Annotated in this window: 27 protein-coding genes and 1 tRNA gene; 19 read left to right on the plus strand and 9 right to left on the minus strand. The window is 66.6% G+C overall.

The annotated features are described in order from the left end of the window. Window positions 1-30: 30 nt before the first annotated feature. A complete protein-coding gene (locus tag BVE01S_RS13835; RefSeq protein ID WP_066628728.1) occupies window positions 31-642 on the minus strand; it encodes a response regulator transcription factor in 612 nt (203 codons plus the stop codon). After that, on the minus strand, window positions 642-2,036 hold the full coding sequence (locus BVE01S_RS13840) for a sensor histidine kinase (protein WP_244878389.1): 1,395 nt from the start codon (window positions 2,034-2,036) through the stop codon (window positions 642-644). Before BVE01S_RS13840 ends, BVE01S_RS13835 begins: the two co-directional genes overlap by 1 nt. Window positions 2,037-2,392: 356 nt before the next feature. On the opposite strand from BVE01S_RS13840, the gene BVE01S_RS13845 reads away from it, so the two are divergent. From BVE01S_RS13845 to BVE01S_RS13910, 14 genes are all read left to right on the plus strand, one after another. Continuing rightward, window positions 2,393-3,070 carry a TorF family putative porin gene (locus tag BVE01S_RS13845; RefSeq protein WP_066628730.1) on the plus strand — a complete coding sequence of 226 codons (678 nt, stop codon included), beginning with the start codon at window positions 2,393-2,395 and terminating at the stop codon, window positions 3,068-3,070. Between the two features lie 45 nt (window positions 3,071-3,115). Continuing rightward, the gene (locus BVE01S_RS13850) at window positions 3,116-5,047 is read left to right on the plus strand and encodes a methyl-accepting chemotaxis protein (protein WP_066628788.1); all 1,932 of its coding nucleotides are present in this window, start codon (window positions 3,116-3,118) and stop codon (window positions 5,045-5,047) included. Then, on the plus strand, window positions 5,047-5,322 hold the full coding sequence (locus tag BVE01S_RS13855) for an STAS domain-containing protein (RefSeq protein WP_039246221.1): 276 nt from the start codon (window positions 5,047-5,049) through the stop codon (window positions 5,320-5,322). Before BVE01S_RS13850 ends, BVE01S_RS13855 begins: the two co-directional genes overlap by 1 nt. Next, window positions 5,319-5,684 (plus strand): response regulator, encoded by a 366-nt coding sequence (locus BVE01S_RS13860; RefSeq protein WP_039246220.1) that lies wholly within the window; start codon window positions 5,319-5,321, stop codon window positions 5,682-5,684. The genes BVE01S_RS13855 and BVE01S_RS13860 overlap by 4 nt, the downstream gene beginning before the upstream one ends. Before the next feature lie 42 nt (window positions 5,685-5,726). Then, the gene (locus tag BVE01S_RS13865; RefSeq protein WP_066628733.1) at window positions 5,727-7,976 is read left to right on the plus strand and encodes a chemotaxis protein CheA; all 2,250 of its coding nucleotides are present in this window, start codon (window positions 5,727-5,729) and stop codon (window positions 7,974-7,976) included. Window positions 7,977-7,979: 3 nt separating this feature from the next. After that, a complete protein-coding gene (locus tag BVE01S_RS13870; RefSeq protein ID WP_039246217.1) occupies window positions 7,980-8,435 on the plus strand; it encodes a chemotaxis protein CheW in 456 nt (151 codons plus the stop codon). Next, on the plus strand, window positions 8,432-9,292 hold the full coding sequence (locus BVE01S_RS13875) for a CheR family methyltransferase (protein ID WP_066628736.1): 861 nt from the start codon (window positions 8,432-8,434) through the stop codon (window positions 9,290-9,292). Before BVE01S_RS13870 ends, BVE01S_RS13875 begins: the two co-directional genes overlap by 4 nt. Continuing rightward, window positions 9,289-10,326 carry a protein-glutamate methylesterase/protein-glutamine glutaminase gene (locus BVE01S_RS13880; protein WP_066628739.1) on the plus strand — a complete coding sequence of 346 codons (1,038 nt, stop codon included), beginning with the start codon at window positions 9,289-9,291 and terminating at the stop codon, window positions 10,324-10,326. Before BVE01S_RS13875 ends, BVE01S_RS13880 begins: the two co-directional genes overlap by 4 nt. A gap of 15 nt (window positions 10,327-10,341) precedes the next feature. Beyond that, entirely contained in the window at window positions 10,342-10,731 is a 390-nt protein-coding gene (locus BVE01S_RS13885; RefSeq protein WP_039246211.1) for a response regulator, read from the plus strand. After that, window positions 10,728-11,270 (plus strand): chemotaxis protein CheD, encoded by a 543-nt coding sequence (locus BVE01S_RS13890; RefSeq protein WP_066628747.1) that lies wholly within the window; start codon window positions 10,728-10,730, stop codon window positions 11,268-11,270. Before BVE01S_RS13885 ends, BVE01S_RS13890 begins: the two co-directional genes overlap by 4 nt. Window positions 11,271-11,272: 2 nt before the next feature. Then, window positions 11,273-11,617: a DUF8776 family protein gene (locus BVE01S_RS13895; RefSeq protein ID WP_066628749.1), complete on the plus strand. Its 345-nt coding sequence runs from the start codon at window positions 11,273-11,275 to the stop codon at window positions 11,615-11,617. Window positions 11,618-11,621: 4 nt separating this feature from the next. After that, entirely contained in the window at window positions 11,622-12,212 is a 591-nt protein-coding gene (locus tag BVE01S_RS13900; RefSeq protein ID WP_066628752.1) for a response regulator, read from the plus strand. Next, window positions 12,209-12,688 (plus strand): hypothetical protein, encoded by a 480-nt coding sequence (locus tag BVE01S_RS13905; protein WP_066628755.1) that lies wholly within the window; start codon window positions 12,209-12,211, stop codon window positions 12,686-12,688. Before BVE01S_RS13900 ends, BVE01S_RS13905 begins: the two co-directional genes overlap by 4 nt. 208 nt (window positions 12,689-12,896) lie before the next feature. Further along, window positions 12,897-12,973: transfer RNA gene (locus BVE01S_RS13910), tRNA-Arg, on the plus strand. Window positions 12,974-13,074: 101 nt separating this feature from the next. Here the strand turns inward: BVE01S_RS13910 and BVE01S_RS13915 are convergent. Next, a complete protein-coding gene (locus BVE01S_RS13915; RefSeq protein WP_066628759.1) occupies window positions 13,075-13,440 on the minus strand; it encodes a hypothetical protein in 366 nt (121 codons plus the stop codon). A gap of 228 nt (window positions 13,441-13,668) precedes the next feature. Between BVE01S_RS13915 and BVE01S_RS13920 the strand changes: the two genes are divergently transcribed. The 3 genes from BVE01S_RS13920 to BVE01S_RS13930 are packed head-to-tail and all read left to right on the plus strand — an operon-like array spanning window position 13,669 to window position 16,138. Then, window positions 13,669-14,004: a hypothetical protein gene (locus BVE01S_RS13920; RefSeq protein ID WP_066628763.1), complete on the plus strand. Its 336-nt coding sequence runs from the start codon at window positions 13,669-13,671 to the stop codon at window positions 14,002-14,004. Beyond that, the gene (locus BVE01S_RS13925; protein WP_017505887.1) at window positions 14,004-14,684 is read left to right on the plus strand and encodes a response regulator transcription factor; all 681 of its coding nucleotides are present in this window, start codon (window positions 14,004-14,006) and stop codon (window positions 14,682-14,684) included. Before BVE01S_RS13920 ends, BVE01S_RS13925 begins: the two co-directional genes overlap by 1 nt. Next, complete coding sequence (locus BVE01S_RS13930; RefSeq protein ID WP_084375414.1) at window positions 14,681-16,138, plus strand: sensor histidine kinase; 1,458 nt, start codon at window positions 14,681-14,683, stop codon at window positions 16,136-16,138. The genes BVE01S_RS13925 and BVE01S_RS13930 overlap by 4 nt, the downstream gene beginning before the upstream one ends. Here the strand turns inward: BVE01S_RS13930 and BVE01S_RS13935 are convergent. Beyond that, window positions 16,135-16,833, minus strand: coding sequence for a Crp/Fnr family transcriptional regulator (locus tag BVE01S_RS13935; RefSeq protein WP_066628766.1), 699 nt, complete (start codon window positions 16,831-16,833; stop codon window positions 16,135-16,137). The two genes, BVE01S_RS13930 and BVE01S_RS13935, sit on opposite strands and share 4 nt — an antisense overlap. A 125-nt stretch (window positions 16,834-16,958) precedes the next feature. After that, window positions 16,959-17,141: a hypothetical protein gene (locus BVE01S_RS13940; RefSeq protein ID WP_055806575.1), complete on the minus strand. Its 183-nt coding sequence runs from the start codon at window positions 17,139-17,141 to the stop codon at window positions 16,959-16,961. Between the two features lie 129 nt (window positions 17,142-17,270). Here BVE01S_RS13940 and BVE01S_RS13945 point away from each other — a divergent pair, with 129 nt between their 5' ends. Further along, a complete protein-coding gene (locus tag BVE01S_RS13945; protein WP_066628767.1) occupies window positions 17,271-18,128 on the plus strand; it encodes a DUF1206 domain-containing protein in 858 nt (285 codons plus the stop codon). Window positions 18,129-18,194: 66 nt separating this feature from the next. Continuing rightward, a complete protein-coding gene (locus BVE01S_RS13950) occupies window positions 18,195-18,860 on the plus strand; it encodes a DsbA family oxidoreductase (protein WP_066628774.1) in 666 nt (221 codons plus the stop codon). 163 nt (window positions 18,861-19,023) lie between these two features. Here the strand turns inward: BVE01S_RS13950 and BVE01S_RS13955 are convergent, their stop codons facing one another. From BVE01S_RS13955 to BVE01S_RS17065, 4 genes are all read right to left on the minus strand, one after another. After that, the gene (locus BVE01S_RS13955; protein WP_066628777.1) at window positions 19,024-19,893 is read right to left on the minus strand and encodes a hypothetical protein; all 870 of its coding nucleotides are present in this window, start codon (window positions 19,891-19,893) and stop codon (window positions 19,024-19,026) included. Window positions 19,894-20,287: 394 nt separating this feature from the next. After that, a complete protein-coding gene (locus BVE01S_RS16870; protein ID WP_157076466.1) occupies window positions 20,288-20,464 on the minus strand; it encodes a hypothetical protein in 177 nt (58 codons plus the stop codon). Further along, the gene (locus tag BVE01S_RS13960) at window positions 20,461-20,970 is read right to left on the minus strand and encodes an ATPase (protein ID WP_066628779.1); all 510 of its coding nucleotides are present in this window, start codon (window positions 20,968-20,970) and stop codon (window positions 20,461-20,463) included. The genes BVE01S_RS16870 and BVE01S_RS13960 overlap by 4 nt, the downstream gene beginning before the upstream one ends. A 7-nt stretch (window positions 20,971-20,977) precedes the next feature. Next, a partial coding sequence (locus BVE01S_RS17065; RefSeq protein ID WP_169802124.1) for a hypothetical protein occupies window positions 20,978-21,583 on the minus strand: 606 nt, incomplete at its 5' end.

Consider the following 21,583-nt stretch of genomic DNA (forward strand, 5'->3'; position numbering starts at 1 on the left):
CGACTAAGGTGGCGACGAATCTCTTCGGGCTCAAGCGTCGCCGGCGCGCATTCCGATCCGGACCAGGGTGGACAGGTTCGCGGCCTGCATTTTCGTCATCACCTTGGCGCGAAAGATTTCCACCGTGCGCGGGCTGATCTCCAGCCTTTGGGCGATCTCCTTGTTGGAACAGCCGTCGATCAGGGCGTCGAATACCTGCCGCTCGCGCGGGGTCAGGGTGTCCAGGCGGGCCTTGGCGTCCTCGCGCGCGATCCGCTCGGCCTCCAGACTTGTCAGGGAGGCCAGACAGCTGGAAACCGCGTCCAGCATTCGCTGCGGATCGAAAGGCTTTTCGACGAAATCCACGACGCCTGCCTTCATCAACTGAACCGCCAGCGTCACCTCCCCATGACCCGTGATGACGATCACCGGCCAGGTGTCGCCGCGCAGGCTTTTGAGACGCCCGACCAGCTCAGAACCCTGAAGCCCCGGCATCCGCACATCGGTGATGACGCAGGCGCTGCGGTCTTCGGGCAGATTGGTCAGGAAGTCGTCGGCGCTGACGAAACTGCGCGCCCGATACCCGGCCCCGCGCAGCATCAGCACCAGGGCGTCGCGCATGGCGGGGTCGTCATCGATGATGAAAACGGAGTGCGGGCTCATCAGATTTCGGACTCCGTTGGACGCGGCAGACGAAACGAAAAGGTCGCTCCACCCTGAGAATTCCGGCTGACGACCAAGGTCGCGCCATGGCTCTCGACGATTGAACGCGTGACCGACAGCCCCAGACCCATGCCGCCGGCCTTGGTCGTCGCCATCGGGTGAAAGATGCTGTCGATTCTGTCTTCGGGGATGCCGTCGCCATTGTCGCACACCGCGATTTCATAGCCGTCCGCGCCCAGCGTCCGGCCGGTCACCGTCACGCGTGCGCCCTCGCGTCCGATGACGGCGTCCACGGCGTTGCGCACCAGATTGGCCAGCGCCTGCTGAATCTGGATGCGGTCGGCCAGAACCTGATCGTCGTCTTCTTCCACATCCAGAGCGATCGTCGTGTCGGTGTCCTGTCCCGTCAGGGCGAAGACCGGCGCCAGGTCGAGGACGATCAGCGAGGCGCGCTCTTCGGTGAAGGACCGCGAACCTGTCGCGACCTGTTCGCGCATGCGCCGGATGATGTCGCCCGCGCGCAGCAACTGGGTCTTGGCCAGGTCGATGGTCTTGGCCGGCCCCTCCGCCACCGTCCCCAGCCGGGTCAGTTCGGCCTGGCCGGCGTGTAGATAAACGGTGGCGGCGGTCAGCGCCTGGTTCAGTTCGTGGGCCAGGGTTGCGGCCATTTCGCCCATCGAGTTCAAACGCCAGACGCTGCTGAGCTTGTCGTTCAGGTCGCGCTCGCCCTTGCGGATCGTCTCGGCCTGGCTTTGATCGCCCAGCGTCAGAACGATGTGTTCGGGAGCGATGTCATAGGGCAGGACGTTGGCGTGAAGCGTCAGCGGCGGCCCGGGCGTGTCTAAAGTCCCGCTCGTCCAGGGGCCGGAGGATGGGCTCAGCACCTCGCCGCCCTGGCGAGCCTTCGCCAGGGCCGCGTCGTCGAAGCCGGGCAGCAACGATCCGAAAGGCTGCGCCATCGCCGCCTCTCGATCCACACGCAGCAGATCGGCGGCGGCCGGGGTCACGCGGCGCGTGCGTCCTTCACGGTCCAGGGTCACGATCGGCGTCGTGGCCACGATGGTGTCGAGCAGCATCTCGCGCAGCGCCAGATCGCGCGTCAGGGCGCGGGCCTGTTCCAACGAGTCGATCAGCCGACGACAGACCTCGGCGATGACCCAGGCGATGACCGCGAAAAGCGCGGCGTTGGTCGCCGCATCCAGCACGCTTTCGCGATGCACCAGCCACAGGTTGGCCCCGATGGCCAACAGGATCGCCAGCACGACCGCGCCCCTCCGCGCCAACAGCGCCGTAATGATCACCGCCGGCACGAGGGGGAGGTAATAGAAATTTCCGAACGGTTCGAGCCCGCCGCGAACAACCGTCGCGGCAATCACCGTCAGACACGCGATCAAGACCCCACTCCACCATGTCTTTGATCGGAAGATCATCTAATGGTGTTAGGTAGTCACGGAGGAATTTATGGCACGACGACGTGAATTCATAGGAAATGACGTGCTCTACTTGGGGATGGATGATGCCGACACTTTTCTGACAATTTTCATATAGGCGCTTTCTCTATACGTGAACATACGTATCATCGAGAAATCCGCTCATTCAGAACCGTGCGCATCGCGCTTAGCGCGTCTGCGCCGCTGCGCGCCACAAGCGTCGCATTACCTACGCAATCCTACATACGGTCCGGTTCAGATTTAATATTAATCATCGCCTCATCCTTGGGCTTCAGAATGCAGAAGCTTCAGGGGTCCTCATGTTTCGTTCGTCAGCCTTCTTTGTTGCAGCGGCAGTAGGCCTCGCAGCACCGATCACCTCCCAGGCCCAATCGTTCGGCCTCGATGTCGGTGTCGCTAGCCAGTATGTCGGCAAAGGGCTGGGCAAGAGCAATCAGGACGTTGCGCCTTTCGCCAAGGCGGAAGCCAGCTTCGGAGAAGGCTACGCCAGCGTCTTCGTCTCTGACGCCGCCGGATCTCAAGGCTACGACATGGAAATCGTCAGCATGGTCGGTTGGCGACCCAAGGCGGGCGGTGTCACCTTCGATCTGGGGGTCATGAACCGCGACCTGCCAGGGTCGCGCGCCGGCGTAGACAAAAACTACTGGGAATATCAGGCGGACGCTTCACGCAAGCTGGGCCCCGTAGCGACGCGCCTGCGCGTCAACTATTCGCCCGACGGCTTCGCGGCGACGAAAGAGGCCTGGTGGCTGGAGCTTCAAGGCACGGTCTCCGTCGCCGCCAAGACAAAGATTTCGGCTGCCGTCGCCAACCGCATGGCGGACGGCGGTGTCGATTACAACGCCTGGAACGTCGGCGCCAAACAGAAGCTGACCGACGCCTTGGCCGTCGATCTGCGCTGGTACGACACCGACCGCCACAGCGCTGGCGAACCCTATGAGGGTCGCCTCGTCGCCGCCGCAACCTATTCGTTCTGAGTTACCGATCCACCGGGGGATGCTGAGTTGAAGTTGATTGAAAATATGCCCGTCGGCCGCAAGCTGTTCGCGGCCTTTGGCCTCGTCCTGGCGGCGATCGCCGTCATGGGCGCCGTCGTCATCGCCAGCCTGCTTCAGCTGGAGAAGGCCGGCGACGTCCGCACGGTGGAAAACCAAGCCAACCGCACCACGGCGACGGCCGAGTTCTACATGGCCCGCCAGGAGAACGCCTTCCGCGGTTACCTCCTGTCTCAGGATCCCTACTATATCGAACGCGTCGACGCGCACCGCGCCAAGTTCCTGGCGGCCATGGACGAGTTGCGCGGCGAACTGCCGGCCGATCGCACCGCATTGGTGGACAAGGCGGTCGAGGCCAATGCGACCTGGTACAAGAATGTCGTCGAAACCGGCTCGGCGATGGTGCGCGATGGTCAGGCAGCCCAGGCCGTGCAGATGGTCGGGCGCAACGGAACGGCCGACAACTACATCTCGCCTGTCGAAGACACGATCGACCAGATCAAGACCGCCAACGATGTGGCGCGCAAGGCCTCGACCGAGGCTCAGGACGCCGCCAGCCGCACAGCGCTAATCGCCACGATCGTGGGTTTGATCTCGGCGCTGGTGATCGCCCTTATCGCGGGCTTCGTGGCGACGCGGTCCATCGTGCGCCCGATCTTCACGATGATCGGCTATATGCAAAAACTGATGGCCGGCGACACCGACATCAAGGTCGCCAGCGCCGAGCGCAAGGATGAGTTCGGCAAGATGGGTCAGGCCATCGTGGCCTTCCGCGACGCCGCGATCGAAAAGGTCCGCGTCGAACGGGACGCTTTGGCGCAGCGCTCGATGTCCGAGCAGGAACGCGCTGAACGCGAGGCCGACAAGGCGCGCGAAGCCGCCGAGGACGCCCAGGCCATCGGCGCCTTGGGCGAAGGTCTTTCGGCCATGGCGAACGGGGATCTGACCTACCGGATCGACATCGAGTTCAGCGCCAAGGCCGCGCAGCTGAAGACGGATTTCAACGCCGCGATCTCCCAGCTGCAGCAGGCCGTCTCGGTCGTGGTCAACAATGTCTCGGGCATTCGCTCGGGCGCCGGCGAAATCTCGCAGGCCGCCGACGATCTGTCGCGCCGCACCGAACAGCAGGCCGCCTCGCTGGAGGAAACCGCCGCCGCCCTGGATGAAATCACCGCGACGGTGAACAAGACCGCCTCGGGCGCCCGCCAAGCCTCCGACGTGGTCCAGGCCGCGCGCGGCGACGCCGAGAAGAGCGGCGTGATCGTGCGCGACGCCGTTCAGGCCATGACCGCCATCGAAAGCTCGTCCACCCAGATCAATCAGATCATCGGCGTCATCGACGAGATCGCCTTCCAGACCAACCTTCTGGCCCTGAATGCGGGCGTCGAGGCCGCGCGCGCCGGCGAGGCCGGTCGCGGCTTCGCCGTCGTCGCCTCCGAAGTTCGCGCCCTGGCCCAGCGTTCGGCCGAAGCCGCCAAGGAGATCAAGACCCTGATCTCGGCCTCGACGGGTCAGGTCGGCTCGGGCGTCAAACTGGTCGGCGAGACCGGCGAGGCGCTGCAACGGATCGTGGACCGCGTCGCCGAGATCGACAGCCTGGTCACCGAAATCGCCGCCTCGGCCCAGGAACAGGCCGTCGGTCTGGCCCAGGTCAACACCGCCGTGAACCAGATGGACCAGGTCACTCAGCAGAACGCGGCCATGGTCGAGCAGTCCACCGCCGCCAGCCATTCGCTGGCCCAGGAGGCGGAGAGCCTGCAAGCCTCGGTCGCTCAGTTCCGCGTCGGGTCTTCGCCGTTGCGCGCCGCTGCGCCCGCGCCGGTTCGCACGCCTGCGCCCGTCGCCAAGCCCGCGGCTCGCTCCAGTCACATGGTCGCCGCCCTGAAGACCATCGGCCGTGGCGGCGCCGCGCCCAGGCCTCAAGTCACCGCCGCCGAAGACGGTTGGGAGGAGTTCTGATGACCGAAACCCTGATTCTCTCCGACGTGTTGGACCTGAATGCGGCCGAGCCTCTGAAGGCCGAACTGCTGGCCCTGCGCGGTCATCCGGTGGTCCTGGACGCCTCTGCGGTTCAGCGCCTGGGCGGCCTGTGCCTTCAAATCCTGCTGTCGGCGCGAAAGACGTGGGCGGCCGACGGCGTCAACCTAAGTTTAGGGTCTGTGTCCCAATATTGGACGGAACAATGGGCGGCCTATGGCGCGCCGGACTTCAACACCGAGGGGGCGTTGGCATGACCAAGACCGTTCTGACGATCGACGATTCACGCACAATGCGCGACATGCTGCTGATGGCGTTGGAAGACGCAGGCTATACCGTGATCCAGGCCGTGGACGGCGTCGACGGTCTGGAGACGCTGGCGTCCAAGGGCGCCGACGTCATCATCACCGACATCAACATGCCGCGCATGGACGGCTTCGGCGTCATCGAGGGCGTCCGCGCCGATCCGAACCACCGCACGACCCCGGTGCTGGTGCTGACGACCGAGAGCGACGTCGAGAAGAAGGCGCGCGCCCGCGCCGCCGGCGCCACCGGCTGGATCGTCAAGCCGTTCGACCCCGCAAAGCTGGTGGACGCCGTCCGCCGCGTCGCCGCCTGATCGCCCGACTCTGATCGCTGAAGCCCGCCGGACCTCGACCTAATGGACGCCTTCGAAGCCATCAAAGCCACCTTCTTCCAGGAGTGCGACGAGCTGCTCGCGGACCTGGAAGCCAAGTTGATGCTGCTTGAACAGGGTCAGACCGACCTGGAGACGATCAACGCCGTCTTCCGCGCCGTCCATTCGGTCAAGGGCGGGGCAGGGGCCTTCGGCCTGGAGGCCCTGGTCCGGTTCGCCCACGTCTTCGAGACCCTGATGGACGAACTACGCGCAGGCCGTAAACCGTGCGACGCGATCACCATCAAGACCCTGCTGCGCGCCTCCGACGTACTGGCCGATCACATTCAGGCCGCCCAAGGTCTGATCCCGCCGGTTGACGAGGCGCGGTCCGCCGCCCTGGTCGCCGAAATGCAGGTCCTGACCCACGGCGGCGAGGCGCCGGTCGAGGTCGAGGAAGACGAAGACGACTTCGGCTTCACTCCCATGGCCTTCGACATGGCGCTGGACGAGCCTGCGCCCCTGCCCATCGCCGACCTGAGCGCCGACGCGCCGTCGGTCGGCTGGCGCATCGTGTTCAAGCCGATGGGCCGGATGTACGTCAACGCCAACGAGACCAGCCTGCTGCTGCGCGAACTGGGCCGCCTCGGCCCGGTCACGGTCCTCGTGGACGACAGCGAAACGCCGACGCTGGACGCGCTGTCGATCGAGGACGGCTGCCTGACCTGGACGGTCGATCTGGCCGTCGCCGTCGATGAGGCGGCCGTGCGCGAGGTCTTCGACTTCGTCGAAAGCGACTGCGACCTGACCATCACGCCCCTGGGCGCCGGCGGCGCAACTGATTTCGGCGCGTTCGACGACGAACCGGCCGCCGTCCTGCCCGCCAGTGACGACCTGGATATCGCCGCCCTGTTGGCCAAGGCCTCCGGCGCCGCCGCCGAACCGCCGGCCGATGTCGTGCCGTTCGCCCCCTTGGAGCTCGAGCCCGTGCCGGCCCCGATCGCGGCTGCACCTGCCGTAGAGCCGGTGGCCGCCTCTGTCGCCTCACCCGTGGCGGCGACCCCCGCGCCGGCTTCCGCCCCTGTCGCGCCCGCGCCGGTGACGATCCGTGTCGATCTGGATCGCGTGGATCGCCTGATCAACGTCGTCGGCGAACTGGTCATCCAGCAGGCCATGCTGTCGCAACGTGTGCTGGAAAGCGGCCTGGCCCGCTCCTCGGGCATCGCGCTCGGCCTCGAAGACTTGGAACTGCTGACCCGCGAGATCCAGGATAGCGTGATGGCCATCCGCGCCCAGCCGGTGAAGTCGGTGTTCCAGCGCATGCCGCGCCTGGTCCGTGAAGTCGCCGACATGGTGTCCAAACAGGTCCGTCTGGTCACGGCTGGCGAGGACACCGAGGTCGACAAGACAGTCGTCGAACGCTTGGCCGAACCCATCACGCACATGCTGCGGAACGCCATCGACCACGGGCTGGAAACGCCAGAGGAGCGCGTCGCCGCCGGCAAGCCGGCCGAAGGTACGGTGCGCCTTGCCGCCCTTCACCGCTCGGGCCGGATCGTCATTGAAATCTCCGACGACGGCCGCGGCATCAATCGCGAACGCGTCAAGAAGATCGCCGTCGACAAGGGTCTGATCGCGGCCGACGCCCCCCTGACCGATGAACAGATCGACAATCTGATCTTTGCGCCTGGCTTCTCTACCGCCGCCGTCGTGTCCGACATCTCGGGCCGGGGCGTGGGCATGGACGTGGTCAAACGGTCGATCCAGGCCTTGGGCGGTCGCATCTCCATCAGCTCGGTTCCGGGCAAGGGCTCGACCTTCACCCTCAGCCTGCCGCTGACGCTGGCGGTGCTGGACGGCATGGTCGTCACCGCCGCTGAACAGACGCTGATCGCGCCGCTGCCGGCCATCGTCGAGAGCCTGACCCCGCAGGCCGTCGACTTGCATTTCGTCGGCGGCGTTGATCCCGTCATCCGCTTCCGCGATCGCTTCCTGCCGCTGATCGACGTGGCCCTGATCATGGGCTTCCGCGAACAACCGATGAACCCGACCGAAGGCGTCGCCGTGGTCGTCGAAACCGAAGGCGGCCAGCAGGCGGCCCTTCTGTTCGACGCCATCCAGGGCCAGCGCCAGGTGGTCATCAAGAGCTTGGAAACCAACTATCAGCAGGTCGAGGGCGTCGCCGCCGCCACCATCCTGGGCGACGGGCGCGTGGCCCTGATCCTGGATGTCGATGTGCTAGTCACCGACATGCGCCGCAAATCCGTCCGTCCCGATTTCAAGCTCGCGAGCTGAACCATGACCGAAGCCAAAGATCTCCAGCGTGAATTGATCGCCTTCCGCATCGGCAGTCAGGAATTCTGCGTCGACATCATGTCGGTGCGTGAAATCCGCGGCTGGACGCCGGCGACGCCTCTGCCCCGCTCGCCGGGCTATATGAAGGGCGTCATCAACCTGCGCGGCACGGTCCTGCCGATCATCGATCTGGGCGCGCGCTTCGGCCTGACGACCTCGGAACCGACGGCGCGCCACGTCATCATGGTGGCCCACATCGGCGGCCGCATGGTCGGTCTGCTGGTCGACGCCGTGTCCGACATCCTACAGATGAGCGAGGCCTCGGTCCAGCCGACGCCCGACGTCGCCAGCGATCAGGTCAAGACCTTCGTAAAGGGCATCTTCTCGATCGACGGCCGCATGATCAGCCTGATCGAACTGGATTACATCCTGCCGCAAGTCGAGGCCGAAGCCGCATGACCGCCGCCGCCGGCCGGGGATCCATCGTCGAGGGCGAGTTCGTCTTCACCGCCGAGGATTTCCGCCACATCGCCCAGATGCTGCACGCCCACGCGGGCATCGCCCTGAACGAGGGCAAGGCCGCGCTGGTGTATTCGCGCCTGGCCAAGCGGTTACGCACCCTGGGTCTGACCAGCTTCCGCGACTACTGCGCCCTGGTCGAGGGCGTGGACGGCGTGGACGAGCGTCAGAAGATGACGGCGGCCCTGACCACCAACGTCACCCGCTTCTATCGCGAGCCGCACCATTTCGACGACCTGCGCGACCGGGTCATGCCCGAACTGGCGGCGCGCGCCCGCGCCGGCGGCCGGGTCCGTCTGTGGTCGGCTGCCTGCTCGAACGGGCAGGAGCCCTATTCGATGGCCCTGACCGTGCTTCAGGCCCTGCCCGAAGCGGCCGAGTTGGATGTGCGAATCCTGGCCACCGACATCGATCCCAACATGGTCGCCCAAGGCCATGACGGCGTCTATTCCGAAGAGGCGCTGGAGCCCGCGCCCGTCACCCTGTGGCGCAAATATTTCGACCGCGCCGATCGCGGCCAGTGGGTCGCGGGCGCGCAGCTGAAGCGTCTGGTCAGCTTCAAGGAGCTGAACCTGATCGGCGACTGGCCGATGAAGGGCAAGTTCGACGTCATCTTCTGCCGCAACGTCGTCATCTACTTCGACGACGCGACCCAGGAGCGGGTGTGGAAGCGGTTCACTCCGCTGATGAACCCCGGCGCGACCCTCTACATCGGTCACTCCGAACGCGTCTCCGGGCCGGCGACCAGCCAGCTCCAGACCGCCGGCCTGACGACCTATCGCCTGGGGTCTGCATGAGCCGCGTCCGCGTCCTCGTCGTCGACGACAGCCTAACCATGCGCGGGCTGATCTCGGCCGCCCTGAAGTCGGACCCTGAGATCGAGGTCGTCGGCACAGCGGCCGATCCCATCGAAGCGCGCGCCGCGATCAAGGCCCTGAATCCCGATGTCCTCACCCTGGACGTCGAGATGCCCAATATGAACGGGCTGGAGTTCCTGGAAAAGATCATGCGGCTGCGGCCGATGCCGGTGGTCATGGTCTCGACCCTGACGGCGGCGGGTACGGACGTGACCCTGGCCGCGCTGGAAATCGGCGCGGTGGACGCGGTGGCCAAACCGGCGGTCGCCAGCGTCGACGCCTTCCACGACCTGATCGGCAAGGTGAAGACCGCCGCCCGTTCGCGCGTCCGCGCCCGCGGCGACACGCCCGCCGCCGCCGAGGCGCCGCGCGCCTATCACGCCGATCCCAATCAGATTCTCGCCATCGGTTCGTCCACCGGCGGGGTCGAGGCCCTGCTGACGGTGCTCAGCGGCTTCCCGCTGAATTGCCCGGCGACCGTCATCACCCAGCATATGCCGGCGACCTTCACCGCCAGCTTCGCCGCCCGCCTGGACCGTGTCTGCGCCCCGACCGTGACCGAGGCGGTGGACGGCGCCCCGCTGAAGCCGGGCCACATCTATCTGGCCCCCGGCGGCGCAACCCATCTTGAGGTGTCCGGCGGCCTGACGCCCCGTTGCCGCCTGATCGCCAGCGATCCCGTCAACGGCCACCGCCCGTCGGTCGATGTGATGTTCGACTCGGTCGCCCGGCTGAAGCGTCCGATGACCGGCGTCATCCTGACCGGCATGGGCCGTGACGGCGCCAAGGGCCTGCTGACGATTCGCCAGGCCGGCGGCCGCACGCTGGGCCAGGACGAGGCGACTTGCGTCGTCTACGGCATGCCCAAGGCCGCCCATGAAATCGGCGCCGTGGAGCGGCAGTTGCCGTTGCACCGCCTGTCCCCCGCCATTCTCGAACTGTGCGCCGATCCGGCTGCGCGGTCAGTCGCCTAATCGGGAGCGTAACCTATGCCCGCCGCCGCCTCACTTCACTGCCTGGTCGTCGATGATCAGATGACGATGCGCTCGCTTGTCCGCACCAGCTTGCAACAGCTTGGCGTGCGCGAGATCCGCGAGGCCGCCGACGGCGAGATCGCCCTGCGCGAGATCGTGTCCAAGCCCGCGCACCTGATCATCTCCGACTACAATATGCCGAACCTGGACGGTCTGGGCCTGCTGCGCGCCGTGCGCGCCCATCCCCCCACCTCCAAGACCGCCTTCATCATGCTGACGGGCCGCGCCGACCGCGAGTTGGTCCAACGTGCGGTGCAGTTCGGGGTCAACAACTACTTGGTCAAGCCTTTCACCGTCGCCCAGCTGAAGGGCAAGCTGGAAGCCGTTTTCGGTCCTCTGACATGAGTTTCGCCGCCCTGAAGGACACGGTCGAAAAGCGCGTTCACGTCGGTCAGGGCGAGCACTTCATCACGTCCGATCCCAATGTCGTGCTCAGCACCATCCTGGGGTCCTGCGTCGCCATGTGCGTACGCGATCCGCTGGCGGGCGTCGGCGGCATGAACCACTTCCTGCTGCCCGAAGGCTCGGGCGCGGGCACCGATGCGGGGCGTCGTTACGGCGCCTATGCGATGGAGCTGCTGATCAACGACATGCTCAAGGCCGGCGCCCGTCGCGACCGGCTGGAGGCCAAGCTGTTCGGCGGCGGCCGCATGTTCGACAGCCTGCGCGACGTCGGGCGCAGCAACGCCGACTTCGCCGAGAAATTTCTGCGCGACGAAGGCATTCCCGTTGTGGGCGGCAGTCTGCGCGGCGACGGCGGACGGCGCCTGCACTACTGGCCCGTCACCGGCCGCGCCCTTCAACGCGCCGTCACCGACGTCGTCGCCCCCAGACCCGTGCCCGTCATGGCCCCGGTCGATACCGGCGCCCTGGAACTGTTCTGAGCATGAGCGCCCCTCCCGAACACGCCGATCTGCTGGCCGCCGTCGCCGACGAGCTGATGCTGGTGCGCGAAGGCATCGACGGGATCGAGGCCCTGGTCAGTGATCTGGTCCGCCGCGCCCCGCCCGAGGAACGTCCCAACGCCCTGACCCAGGCCCAGGCCCTGGACGCCCTGACCCAGCGCCTCGAGGCTCTGTCCGGCGTCCTGCGCATGCTGGGCGGCGGCGCCAGCCCGTCTGAGGCCGTCAGCCGCCTGTCGCTGGCCGACATGGCCGGCCGCCTTCGTCTCGCCGCCGGCGAGCATCGCCCGCAATCGAACGCCGACGCCGGCGACCTCATGCTGTTCTGACGCCATGTCCAAGAGCGATCGGGTCAATCTGGCGCACACGACGGTCCTTCTGATCGACGACCAGCCCACGTCGCTGGATATGCTGGGTTCCATCGTCCAGGGCTTCGGCTGCAAGGAGCAGATCAAATGCGCCTCGGCCCAGGCGGCCGTCGAACTGCTGGCGCGCCGCTCGGTCGATCTGATCCTGATCGACTGCATCATGCCGGACATGGACGGGTATGACTTCGTGCGCTGGCTGCGGCGCGACGCCCCCACCCCGACCCGTTATGTGCCCGTCATCATGATCTTGGGTCACGCCTCCCAGGCCAAGGTCCACCAGGGCCGCGATTGCGGGGCCAGCTTCATCGTCGCCAAGCCCCTGTCGCCGTCTCTGCTGCTGAAACGGATCATCTGGCTGGGCGGCGAGGACCGCGATTTCGTCGAGTCCGAACACTACATCGGCCCCGACCGCCGGGTGCACAACTACGGACCGCCTCCCGGCACCGATGGTCGTCGCGAAAGCGACTTGACCGGCGATTTGGGCGAGGCGGTCGAGGAAAACATGGATCAGGACGAGATCGACATGCTGATGAAGCCGATGAAGGTCAGCCTGTGACCGAACCTGTCGCCGCGCCCAAACCCTCCACCGTCCGCCGCGTCCACACCTCGCTCCAACGTCAGATGGCGCGGCCCGGCGGCCGTTTGATCATCGAGGCCGAGTCCCGCGCCAACCAGGCGCTGGATGAACAGCGCGACCATGTCTTCACCCTGCTGACGGCCAACGTCGACGCCATCGAGGCCCTGTGCGCGACCCGCCCGCAGGATGCCCCGGCCCAGGTCTACGCCTTCGCCTCCGCCATGGTCGACATGGCCGGCTATCTGGACGTCCCGACCTTCTTCGAGGCCGCCTTCAGCCTGTGCGAGATCGCCGACCGGATGAAGAGCGCCGGCAGCTGGTCCTGGCCGTCGATCGAGGTCCACGTCCGCGCGCTTCGCCTGACCCTGGCCGCCCAGGGCCAGACCAGCGCCGATTCCGAGCGCCTTCTGGAGGGCCTGCGCGCCCTGACCGCTCACGTTCCGCCCGTCGGTTAACGGCCGTTCCGTTCTTGCGGAACAAGGGCGAAACGAATCAGGACCGAATCGCTGACATCGCCCGTTTCGTCCTTTGTTCACCGCGATATCTTGTAGGTTAAGACCCCTTAACCACAAACGCCCGAGCCGCCATTTGCCGACCCGCCGCCTCACTTTTTCGCCGCCCCGACTTCCCCCCGCCCCCTCGACCCGCTACGGCGTCGGGCGTGGCCCCGTAGCTCAGCTGCATAGAGCAAGGCTTTCCTAAAGCCGAGGTCGCAGGTTGGAGTCCTGCCGGGGTCGCCATCTTCGCCTTGTGATGTCGTCGGTCTGAGGATCGACAACTGAGGCTGGGACAGAAGAAAGGCGCGGCCTTTCGACCGCGCCTCTCATTTTTTACTTAAGGCTCAGCCGCGACGGTTGTCGTGATCGCGGCGTTCGTAGCGGATCTGGGCCGAGAGGCGGTCGAAGCGACGGTCCAGGTCCTGGCGTTCCCAGGCGGTCAGGCCGCCGCGGCGATAGTTGGCTTCCAGGCGCAGCAGGCTGTCGAACTCGCTGCGCAGACGGACGGCCTCGCGGCGGCTTAGCTGGCCATTGCGGTAGCCCTGGTCGATGCGGCGGTCCAGGTTGGCCTGACGGGCGTTGATCGACTGCCACGAGCCATAACTGGCGTGATGGGGCGGGGCCGGGCGGTGGTGATAGGATTGAGCGAAGGACGGCGCGGCGACCGAGGCGGCGGCCAGGGCGATGGCGGGGACGATGAGCTTGCGCATGGCGATCTCCTCAAATGTTGTGCCGGTCGGGTTGACCAGCGATGAGGCGATTTGAGCACCCGGCGACTGAGCCGGTTCTGAACAGGATCGATCAGGTTCGGTTCATCTGGATGAAAAAGACGTCAGGATGCCGTCTTCAGGTTTGGTCGCCGGTTTGGAGTGACGTTCGCTTTAAACTATACGACGTATTCAGCGCCCGTTCAGATGATCGGGACTAGATCGGTCGCCATGTTTCGTAAACCCGCCCCTCTCCTGATCGCCCCTCCGGCCTTGGCTCTGGCTCTCGGTCTGGCCTTGGCGCCCGTCATGACGACGTCGGCGCAGGCCCAGTCGCGCGACCAGGATCAGCGCTCGCAGGACCGTGGTCCGCGCGTCAGTCCCGACGAGGCCCGTCGTCGTGGCGGCGAGGCCGGCGGCGGTCGCCCCATCGACACCCAACCGCGCCGCGACGGCAACTATTCCGTCCTGGTCGAACGCGACGGACGCGTGCGGGAGGTCGTGGTCGACGGCCAGACCGGACAGGCGCGTCCCGACAACAACAATCAACGTCGCAGGCCGAACTGATGCGGGTGCTTCTGGTCGAGGACGACGCGGATCTGTCGCGTCAGCTTAAGGCGGCGCTGGGCGACGCGGGCTATGCCGTGGACCATGCACCGGACGGCGAAGAAGCCCATTATCTGGGCGAGAACGAACCCTATGACGTCATCGTCCTGGACTTGGGTCTGCCCAAGATCGACGGCGTGTCGGTGCTGGAGCGCTGGCGGCGAGAGGGCAAGACGACGCCGGTTCTGATCCTGACGGCGCGCGGCGCCTGGTCGGACAAGGTGGCGGGTTTCGACGCCGGCGCCGACGACTATCTGACCAAACCCTTCCATACCGAAGAACTGCTGGCGCGTCTGCGGGCGCTGCTGCGCCGCTCGGCGGGCATCGCCTCGGCGACCCTGTCGTGTGGAGGCTTGCGGCTGGATCCCCGCGCGGCGCGGGCCAGCGTCAATGGCGAGCCCCTGCGCCTGACCTCGCTAGAATACCGGCTGCTGCACTACATGATGATGCATCAGGGCCGGGTCATCAGCCGCACCGAACTGGTCGAACACCTTTACGATCAGGACTTCGACCGCGATTCCAACACCATCGAGGTCTTCATCGGCCGGGTGCGCAAGAAGGTCGGATCGGACCGGATCGAGACTGTGCGGGGCCTCGGCTATCGGCTGACGCCGCTGGCGGGCGAATCCGACCCGGCGTGACCGAGGCGACGGCTTCGAAACCCAACGCCGGTGGGCTCCACGATTGGGGCCGCTGGTTCGGTCGCCCCGGTCGCTCCCTGACGCGCCGGCTGATCTGGCTGGCCTCGGCCTGGATCGTGGTCGCTCTGGTCATTTCAGCGCTGGTGCTGACCCAGGCCTTTCAGGAATCCGCCCTGCGGCGTCTGGGCGCGATGCTCAACGAAACGATCGACGAGATCGTGGTCGGCGCCAGCCGCACGCCGCAGGGCGAAGCCATTCCGCAGATCCAGGACGCCAGAACTCTGCGGCTGCTGTCGGGCAAATACTGGCAGATCATGGAGGTTCGCCCCGACGGACGGCTGGTCAGCCTGGCGCGTTCGACCTCGCTGTGGCGCTATGACCTGGCACTGCCCGCCGACCTGCCTGCGCGCCTGGATGCGGCCTTCGGCGACGTCATCACCTTCAACACCACCGGCCCCAAGGACGACGCCGAGACGCGCGAGCCGCTGCGTGTCGCCGCCAGCATGAAGTCCATTCCCCGGCACGAAAATCCGGTCATCTTCATCGCGGCGCTGGATCGCTCGGACGTCGATGCGGACACGCGTCAGTTCGCGCGCGTAACCTGGATCGCCTTCCTGATCCTGGGGCTCGGACTCGTATCGGCGGTCTTCATCCAGGTGCGGATCGGCCTGCGCCCCCTGTTCGACCTGCGCGATGAGATCGCGGATGTGCGCAAGGGCAGGTCGGCGCGGATCGGCCGCTCCTATCCGCAGGAAATCCAGCCGCTGGCCGAGCAGGTGAACCGCCTGCTGGATCACAATCAGGAGGTCGTGGATCGACAGCGCACCCACGTCGGCAACCTGGCCCATGCGCTGAAGACGCCGATCTCCGTCATGCTGGCCGAGGCGGGGACGACCGAGGGCGATCTGCCCGAGTTGGTGCGGCGCCAGACCAAGATCATGCAGGGCCAGGTCGATCACCACCTGCGCCGCGCCCGCGCCGCCGCCCGCGCCGCCCACGGTCTGGGCGAGACGACGCCCGTCGCCGAGGTGCTGGACGAGCTGGCGGTGATGATCGAACAGGTCTTCCGCGACAAGAACGTCGAGATCGACTGGCGCGCGCCCGACAGCCTGTCCTTCCTGGGCGAGCGTCAGGATTTGCAGGAAATCCTGGGCAATCTGATCGAAAACGCCGCCAAGTTCTCCAGGCGCCGGGTGCGCGTTTCGGCGGGCGGCAGCGGCTTGGGCCAGATGATTTTGGTAGTCGAAGACGACGGCGCGGGCCTGCCGGCCGATCAGCGCGACACCGTCATGCAGCGCGGCGCGCGGCTGGACGAAAGCGCGCCAGGTTCGGGCCTGGGCCTGTCGATCGTGGACGACCTGACGCGCGCCTACGGCGGGCGGCTGATGCTGTCGGACAGCGACATGGGCGGGTTGAAGGCGGTGCTCGAACTGCCGGCCGCCCAGGTCGACTAGGGCTGCCGGTCTCCGCCCCGGCGGTAGCATTCGCAGGCCGCCCGTTCCAAGGCGGCGCGATCCAGCACCGTGATCCGGCCGCGCGAATAGGCGATGGCTCCCGCCTTCTGAAGCCCCTGCGCCGCCTCGTTCACCGTGGTCCGCTGTGAGCCCAGCATGGAGGCCAGATACTCCTGCGTCAGGTTCAGGGTGTCGCCCTCGACCCGGTCGTGGCAGCGCAGCAGCCATTTGGCGAACCGCTGGCCGGCGTGGTGCAGGGCGTTGCAGGCGGCCGACTGCTCCAACTCGCCCTGAAGTCGGGCCATGTATTCGGCGACGGCGTCGCGAACGCCCGGCCGTTGCGCCGACAGGGCGCGGAACTTGGCGGCGTCCACCCGGCGCGCCGTTCCGGCGACCTGAGCCACGCTGCGGGTGTGGGCATGGTGCGGCACGACCGAGGCGACGACGCCCAGCACGCCCTCGCGCCCGATCATCACGGTCTCCACGGTCCGGCCGTCCTCCAGCACCGCGACCGAGGAGCAGAAGCCGTTGTCGATGAAATGCAGGTGTTCGATGGCGTCGTCAGGCTCGCTGAACACATGGCCGGGCGCGAATTCCACCGGAGTGGCGATGGCGAGGAGAGCGTCGCGATCGTCGGGGTTCAGCCCTTGGATCAATCGGTTGCCAGGCGAGAGGCGGTTCATAAGTTCGCGCATAAGGCGATCTGAGCGCGGCGTCTGTCGAAACTCGACACAGCGTTGCTATATGTCACGCGGCTTTCTGGGGAAAAGTCGTGTCTTTACCGCGTTGTGTACGCGATCGGGCAGAGCGCAGCCGAGGCTCAGCGGGTGACGCGGCCGACCAGGCGCCCGGCTTCCAGCACTTCGACGCCCGCGCAGGAGGCATGGCGCGCCAGCTGCGACCGCGCAGCTTCCAGCGCCGTGGCGTCATCGGCGCCGTCGAAGAAGTCGAGCAGCGGACGGCGATCCGCCTCGTCGAAGAAGTGAAACTCGTAGATGTTCAAGCGAACGGCTCCCAACGATGCGAACCGTAGCGGCATACGCCCACCGGCGTCTGTCGGATGTCGACACAGTGACAAGCGGAGCCTTTGCCTCGGCCGGCGCGTTGAGGGCGTCCTGACGTGGGAGACATCATGAACGCCGCCAAGACCCTTCGCCTGCCGCCGCTCGCGACCCTGATCGAATGGGCGGCGCGGGTCGGCTATGGGGCGCGAGGCTTCGTTTACCTGTCGGCTGGAGCGCTGACCCTGCTGGCGGCGACAGACCGGATCGGCGATGCGGTGGGGACCAGCGGGGCGGCGGGCTGGCTGGCCGAGCAGCCGTTCGGCAAGGTCTGGCTGGTGCTGCTGGGGCTGGGCCTGTGGGCCTTCGTCGGCTGGCGGGTGTTGCAGGCGGTGTTCGATGCGGACCATGAAGGGACGGACCTGAAGGGCTGGACAACGCGCGCGGGCCAGGCGGTCAGCGGCCTGTTCTACGGCGTGCTGGCGTCGGGGGTGTTCGAATATCTGGACGAGTTCGGCGAGGCGACGAACGCCTCTGCGGCCCAGGCCGAGAGCGTAGCCGAGAACCAGGAGAAGGCGGCGATGCTGCTGGGGATGCCGTTTGGCGAGGTGCTGCTGATCGGGGCGGGGCTGGTGGTGCTGGGCGTCGGCGTCGGCAATATCGTCAGGGCCGTCCGCGACGACTTCGACGACGCCCTGGCCTGCCCCAAGGCCTTCTGCGGCACGGCGACGGCGCTGGCGCGAGCGGGCTATGCGGCGCGCGGGTTCGCCTATCTGCCGCTGGGGGTGTTCGTGGTTCTGGCGGGGCTGCATGCGCGCTCGGGCGAGGTGACGACGACGGCGGCGGCGCTGGATGCGCTGGAGGCCCAGCCGGGCGGATCGTGGATCCTGGGGCTGACGGCGGCGGGGCTGATGGCCTTCGGCGCCTTCGCCTTCGTGGAGGCGCGCTGGCGCCGGATCCGCCCGCCCAGGGATTTGAGCCTGGGCTGAGACTTGCCGCGCGGCGCGGCGTCGCCATATCCTTATGCAACACACGCTGTTCCAGAAGGCCGCGCCATGAACGCTCCGCTCAAGACCCTGAAGATCGACTTCGTCTCCGACGTCGTCTGCCCCTGGTGCGTGGTAGGGCTGGGCGGGCTGGACACAGCGCTGGACGCCCTGAAGGACGAGGGGATCGCCGCCGACATCGCCTTTCAGCCGTTCGAGCTGAACCCCCAGATCGCGCCCGAGGGCGAGAACATCGTCGAACACATCGGCCGCAAATACGGCGCGAGCCCTGAGCAGTCCGCCGCCAACCGCGCCATGATCCGCGAGCGGGCGGGCGAGGTCGGCTTCGACATGCGCATGACCGACGACAGCCGCATCTGGAACACCTTCGACGCCCACCGGCTGCTGCACTGGGCGCATGAGACGGCGCCGGACAAGCAGAAGGCCCTGAAACAGGCGCTGTTCACCGCCCACTTCACCGAGAACCGCAACCTGACCGATGCCGGGGTCCTGACCACAGCCGCCGAAAAGGCCGGGCTGGACCGTGCCGAGGCGGGCGAGGTGCTGGCCTCGGGCCGCTACGCCCAGGCCGTGCGCCAGGCCGAAGACCTGTGGCGCGCGCGCGGCATCACCTCGGTCCCGGCCGTGGTCGTCGAGGGCAAATATCTGATCTCGGGCGGCCAGCCGGCCTCGGTGTTCGAAGAGGCCCTGCGCAAGATCGCGTCGGAGGTCTAGGCCGTCTCCTCCCTGCGCAGCGGGGAGGTGGCGCGGCGCCGCTTGGCGCCGTGACGGAGGGGTTCCTCCTGTAAAATCGACGTCTGTGAGGCCTCAAGAGCCCCTCCACCCCGCCCAAAGGGCGCGGTCCCCCTCCCCATCGCAGGCGATGGGGAGGAGACGGTCAGTCCGGCGGTCGGGGGACAAAAACACCGTCTATTTCGTCTAATTCGTCTGATCTCGGCGCCGGTTTCAGGTCGTCGAGCGCCTCGAGGCGGGCCATCAGGGCGTCGCGGCCGGCGTAGTCGCCGCGTTTGAGGGCGCAGGCTTCGCGGGCGATCTGGCCGACCTGTTCGGCGACGGCGGCGGCGCGTTCGCCCAGGTCGGGTTCCTTCGGTTGGGCCGGGGGCTTCGGCAGAGGCGGCGGCGCGGGCGGGGAAGGGGGCGGGGCGGCCGCCATCCGGGTCAGGTCGGCGTGCAGCCGCACCCAGCGCGCGGCCTCCAGCGCGCGCCCGGCCTGAAGCGCCCGGTTCAGCCGCACCAGGGCGTGGGCCGCCATGGCCCCATAGTCAGGCAAGCCCTCGGCCGTCTCGGCCTCCAGGTCGATCGGCTCGCGCAGCGGATCGGGCTGATCCTCGCGCCGCCAGCCCGCGTCCTTGGCGCGGGCGCGAAAGGTGCTGACCGCCATGCCATAGACGGCGCTGACCTCCTCGGCCGTGGACCCCGCCAGATAGGCCGTGCCCGCCGCCTCCCAGGCCTCTTTCGACAGACGGCGATAGCCCCGGTTCTGCACCCGGTCGGCCGCGCGTGCGGCGGGGTCCGAGGTGACCAGGTCCGGCAGCCGCAACAGATGCATCGGCAGGCCGTGCGCGCGCCAGAAGGCCGCCTCGGCCTCGGGCGAGGAATCGTGATGCAGGGCGTCACGATACGTCTGCTCCAGACCCGCCTCGCGCAGGATGCGGATCTGATGCAGCGCCTGCTGGGTCATCGCATCGTAAAATGGATCGCGCGGCCCCTCGAACCCGCCGTCGTCATAGCTGTGATCGTCGTCCATCCCATCCCCGGCCTGTCGCCCGCGCCCGACACAGGACGCCCCGCCAGTCTAAGGCCGCCCCGAAGCGTGATCGGGTAGAGGGCGTCGATTTCGCGAAAGGCGAGAGATTTCAACGGCCGGGGCAGGGACGTCTTGCATAGGTAGGGGCGCTAGCTGCGCATTCCCTCCCTGTCGTCATTCCGGGCGAACCCTCGCGAAAGCGGGGGGAGACCCGGAACCCAGCGGCGCGCGAGAGCGCGAACCTGTCGCGGACGAGGTGCCAGAGATCGTGCGGAGTTGAAAGTTCGCCTGACGGCGCCGCTGGGTCCCCCGGTCTGCGCCGCGAAGACGCGGCTTGCCGGAGGATGACGAAAGAGAATGAGCGCGGTCCCTCTCCCAACGGGAGAGGGAAAGCTTAGGCCCGCTTCTTCGGCGCAGGCGCGGCGTCGGCGGCGGTAACCAGATGCCCCTTCCAGCCGGGTGGCGGCAGGAACTTGCCGGACTGCTCCTCGCGCGTGCCATGCTTCGCCATCTCGGCGGCGCGGCGCGCGGCCTTCAGCGCGGTTTCGTGGTCGATCAGCATCTTGTTCATCGCGGTCCCCAATCTAGCAGATCGAGACCGTCGCCGCCATTGGCGTAGATTTTCCAGGCATCGACGGCGGGCTTGTAGGTCGTTTCGAGATACTCGGCGCTGAGCAAAAAGCGGCGGCGCAGGGTATCTTCAGGAATGCCGTGTCCCCCGCGAGCGACCCGGCGCGCGACGCGTGCAACCGAATAGTCGGCGCTGGGCAGCCGCAGGTAGACCAGCTCCACCCGGTAGCCGAGCGCCCGCCAATGTCGAATGCGCAAGGCGTGTGAGCGTGTAGCCAGAGTGGTTTCAAGGATAACGTCCGCCCCGGCGCGCGTCAGCACGTCCAGCCGCTCCAGCACCAGACGCCCCGCCGCCAGATCACGTGCTGGACCGTCGCCGGTCAGGCCACGCGCGACTTCATCCGGGTTGACGAATTGAAACGCCTCCGTCCGCTCCCGCAGGAAGCCGTTGATGAAGGTGGTCTTGCCGGCCCCGTTCGGACCGGCGAGGAGGACGAGGGTAGGCATTCGTGAGCTAACGTGTCCAACCGGCATCAAGAGCAATGCCAGCTGCAACGTAAAAATCTCTGCAATACCCACTTGCAATGTGGGCGTAGTTTTCTTCCAAGCGTATCCAATCTCCCCTATCCGACTTCCAGATGCGAACTGGCTTCAAATCAGGAAATCTGGCGGCCCAGCGGGCCTTGTGAGACAGAGATGCATAGGTCATCTCGGATACAATCTCTCTTATCTCATCGCAGCGCGTAGTTGAGCCGAGCCTGCCGCCGCTGTGGACTAACCGGTTACGGATTTTGATCGCACTTTCAACGGCGGCATAGCAGTCGTCTTCCTTCAAAAAGGGAGCTGCGTTGACAACCTGTTTCATTGCGTCGCCGACGCCTCGCGGCGATGGCCGCTTATCTTGCCAGGCAGCTTCGACCAATCGAACGAGATGGTACTCAAAGACTGAAACGACCATAAGTAGGTTTGAGGTGCGTTGAAAAACTGGGAAATCAACCCAGATTTTCTTGAACTCCATCTCTGCACGCATTGAGCGGAGATATTGGTTTAGGTCAGATTTGTCTTCGGGAGGAAAATAAGAATCGAGTTTCTTGCGTTCGCTTTGCTCTTCGTGACGTGA

This window comes from Brevundimonas vesicularis NBRC 12165, assembly GCF_001592205.1.
In the GTDB taxonomy this organism is placed as follows: Bacteria; Pseudomonadota; Alphaproteobacteria; order Caulobacterales; family Caulobacteraceae; genus Brevundimonas; species Brevundimonas vesicularis.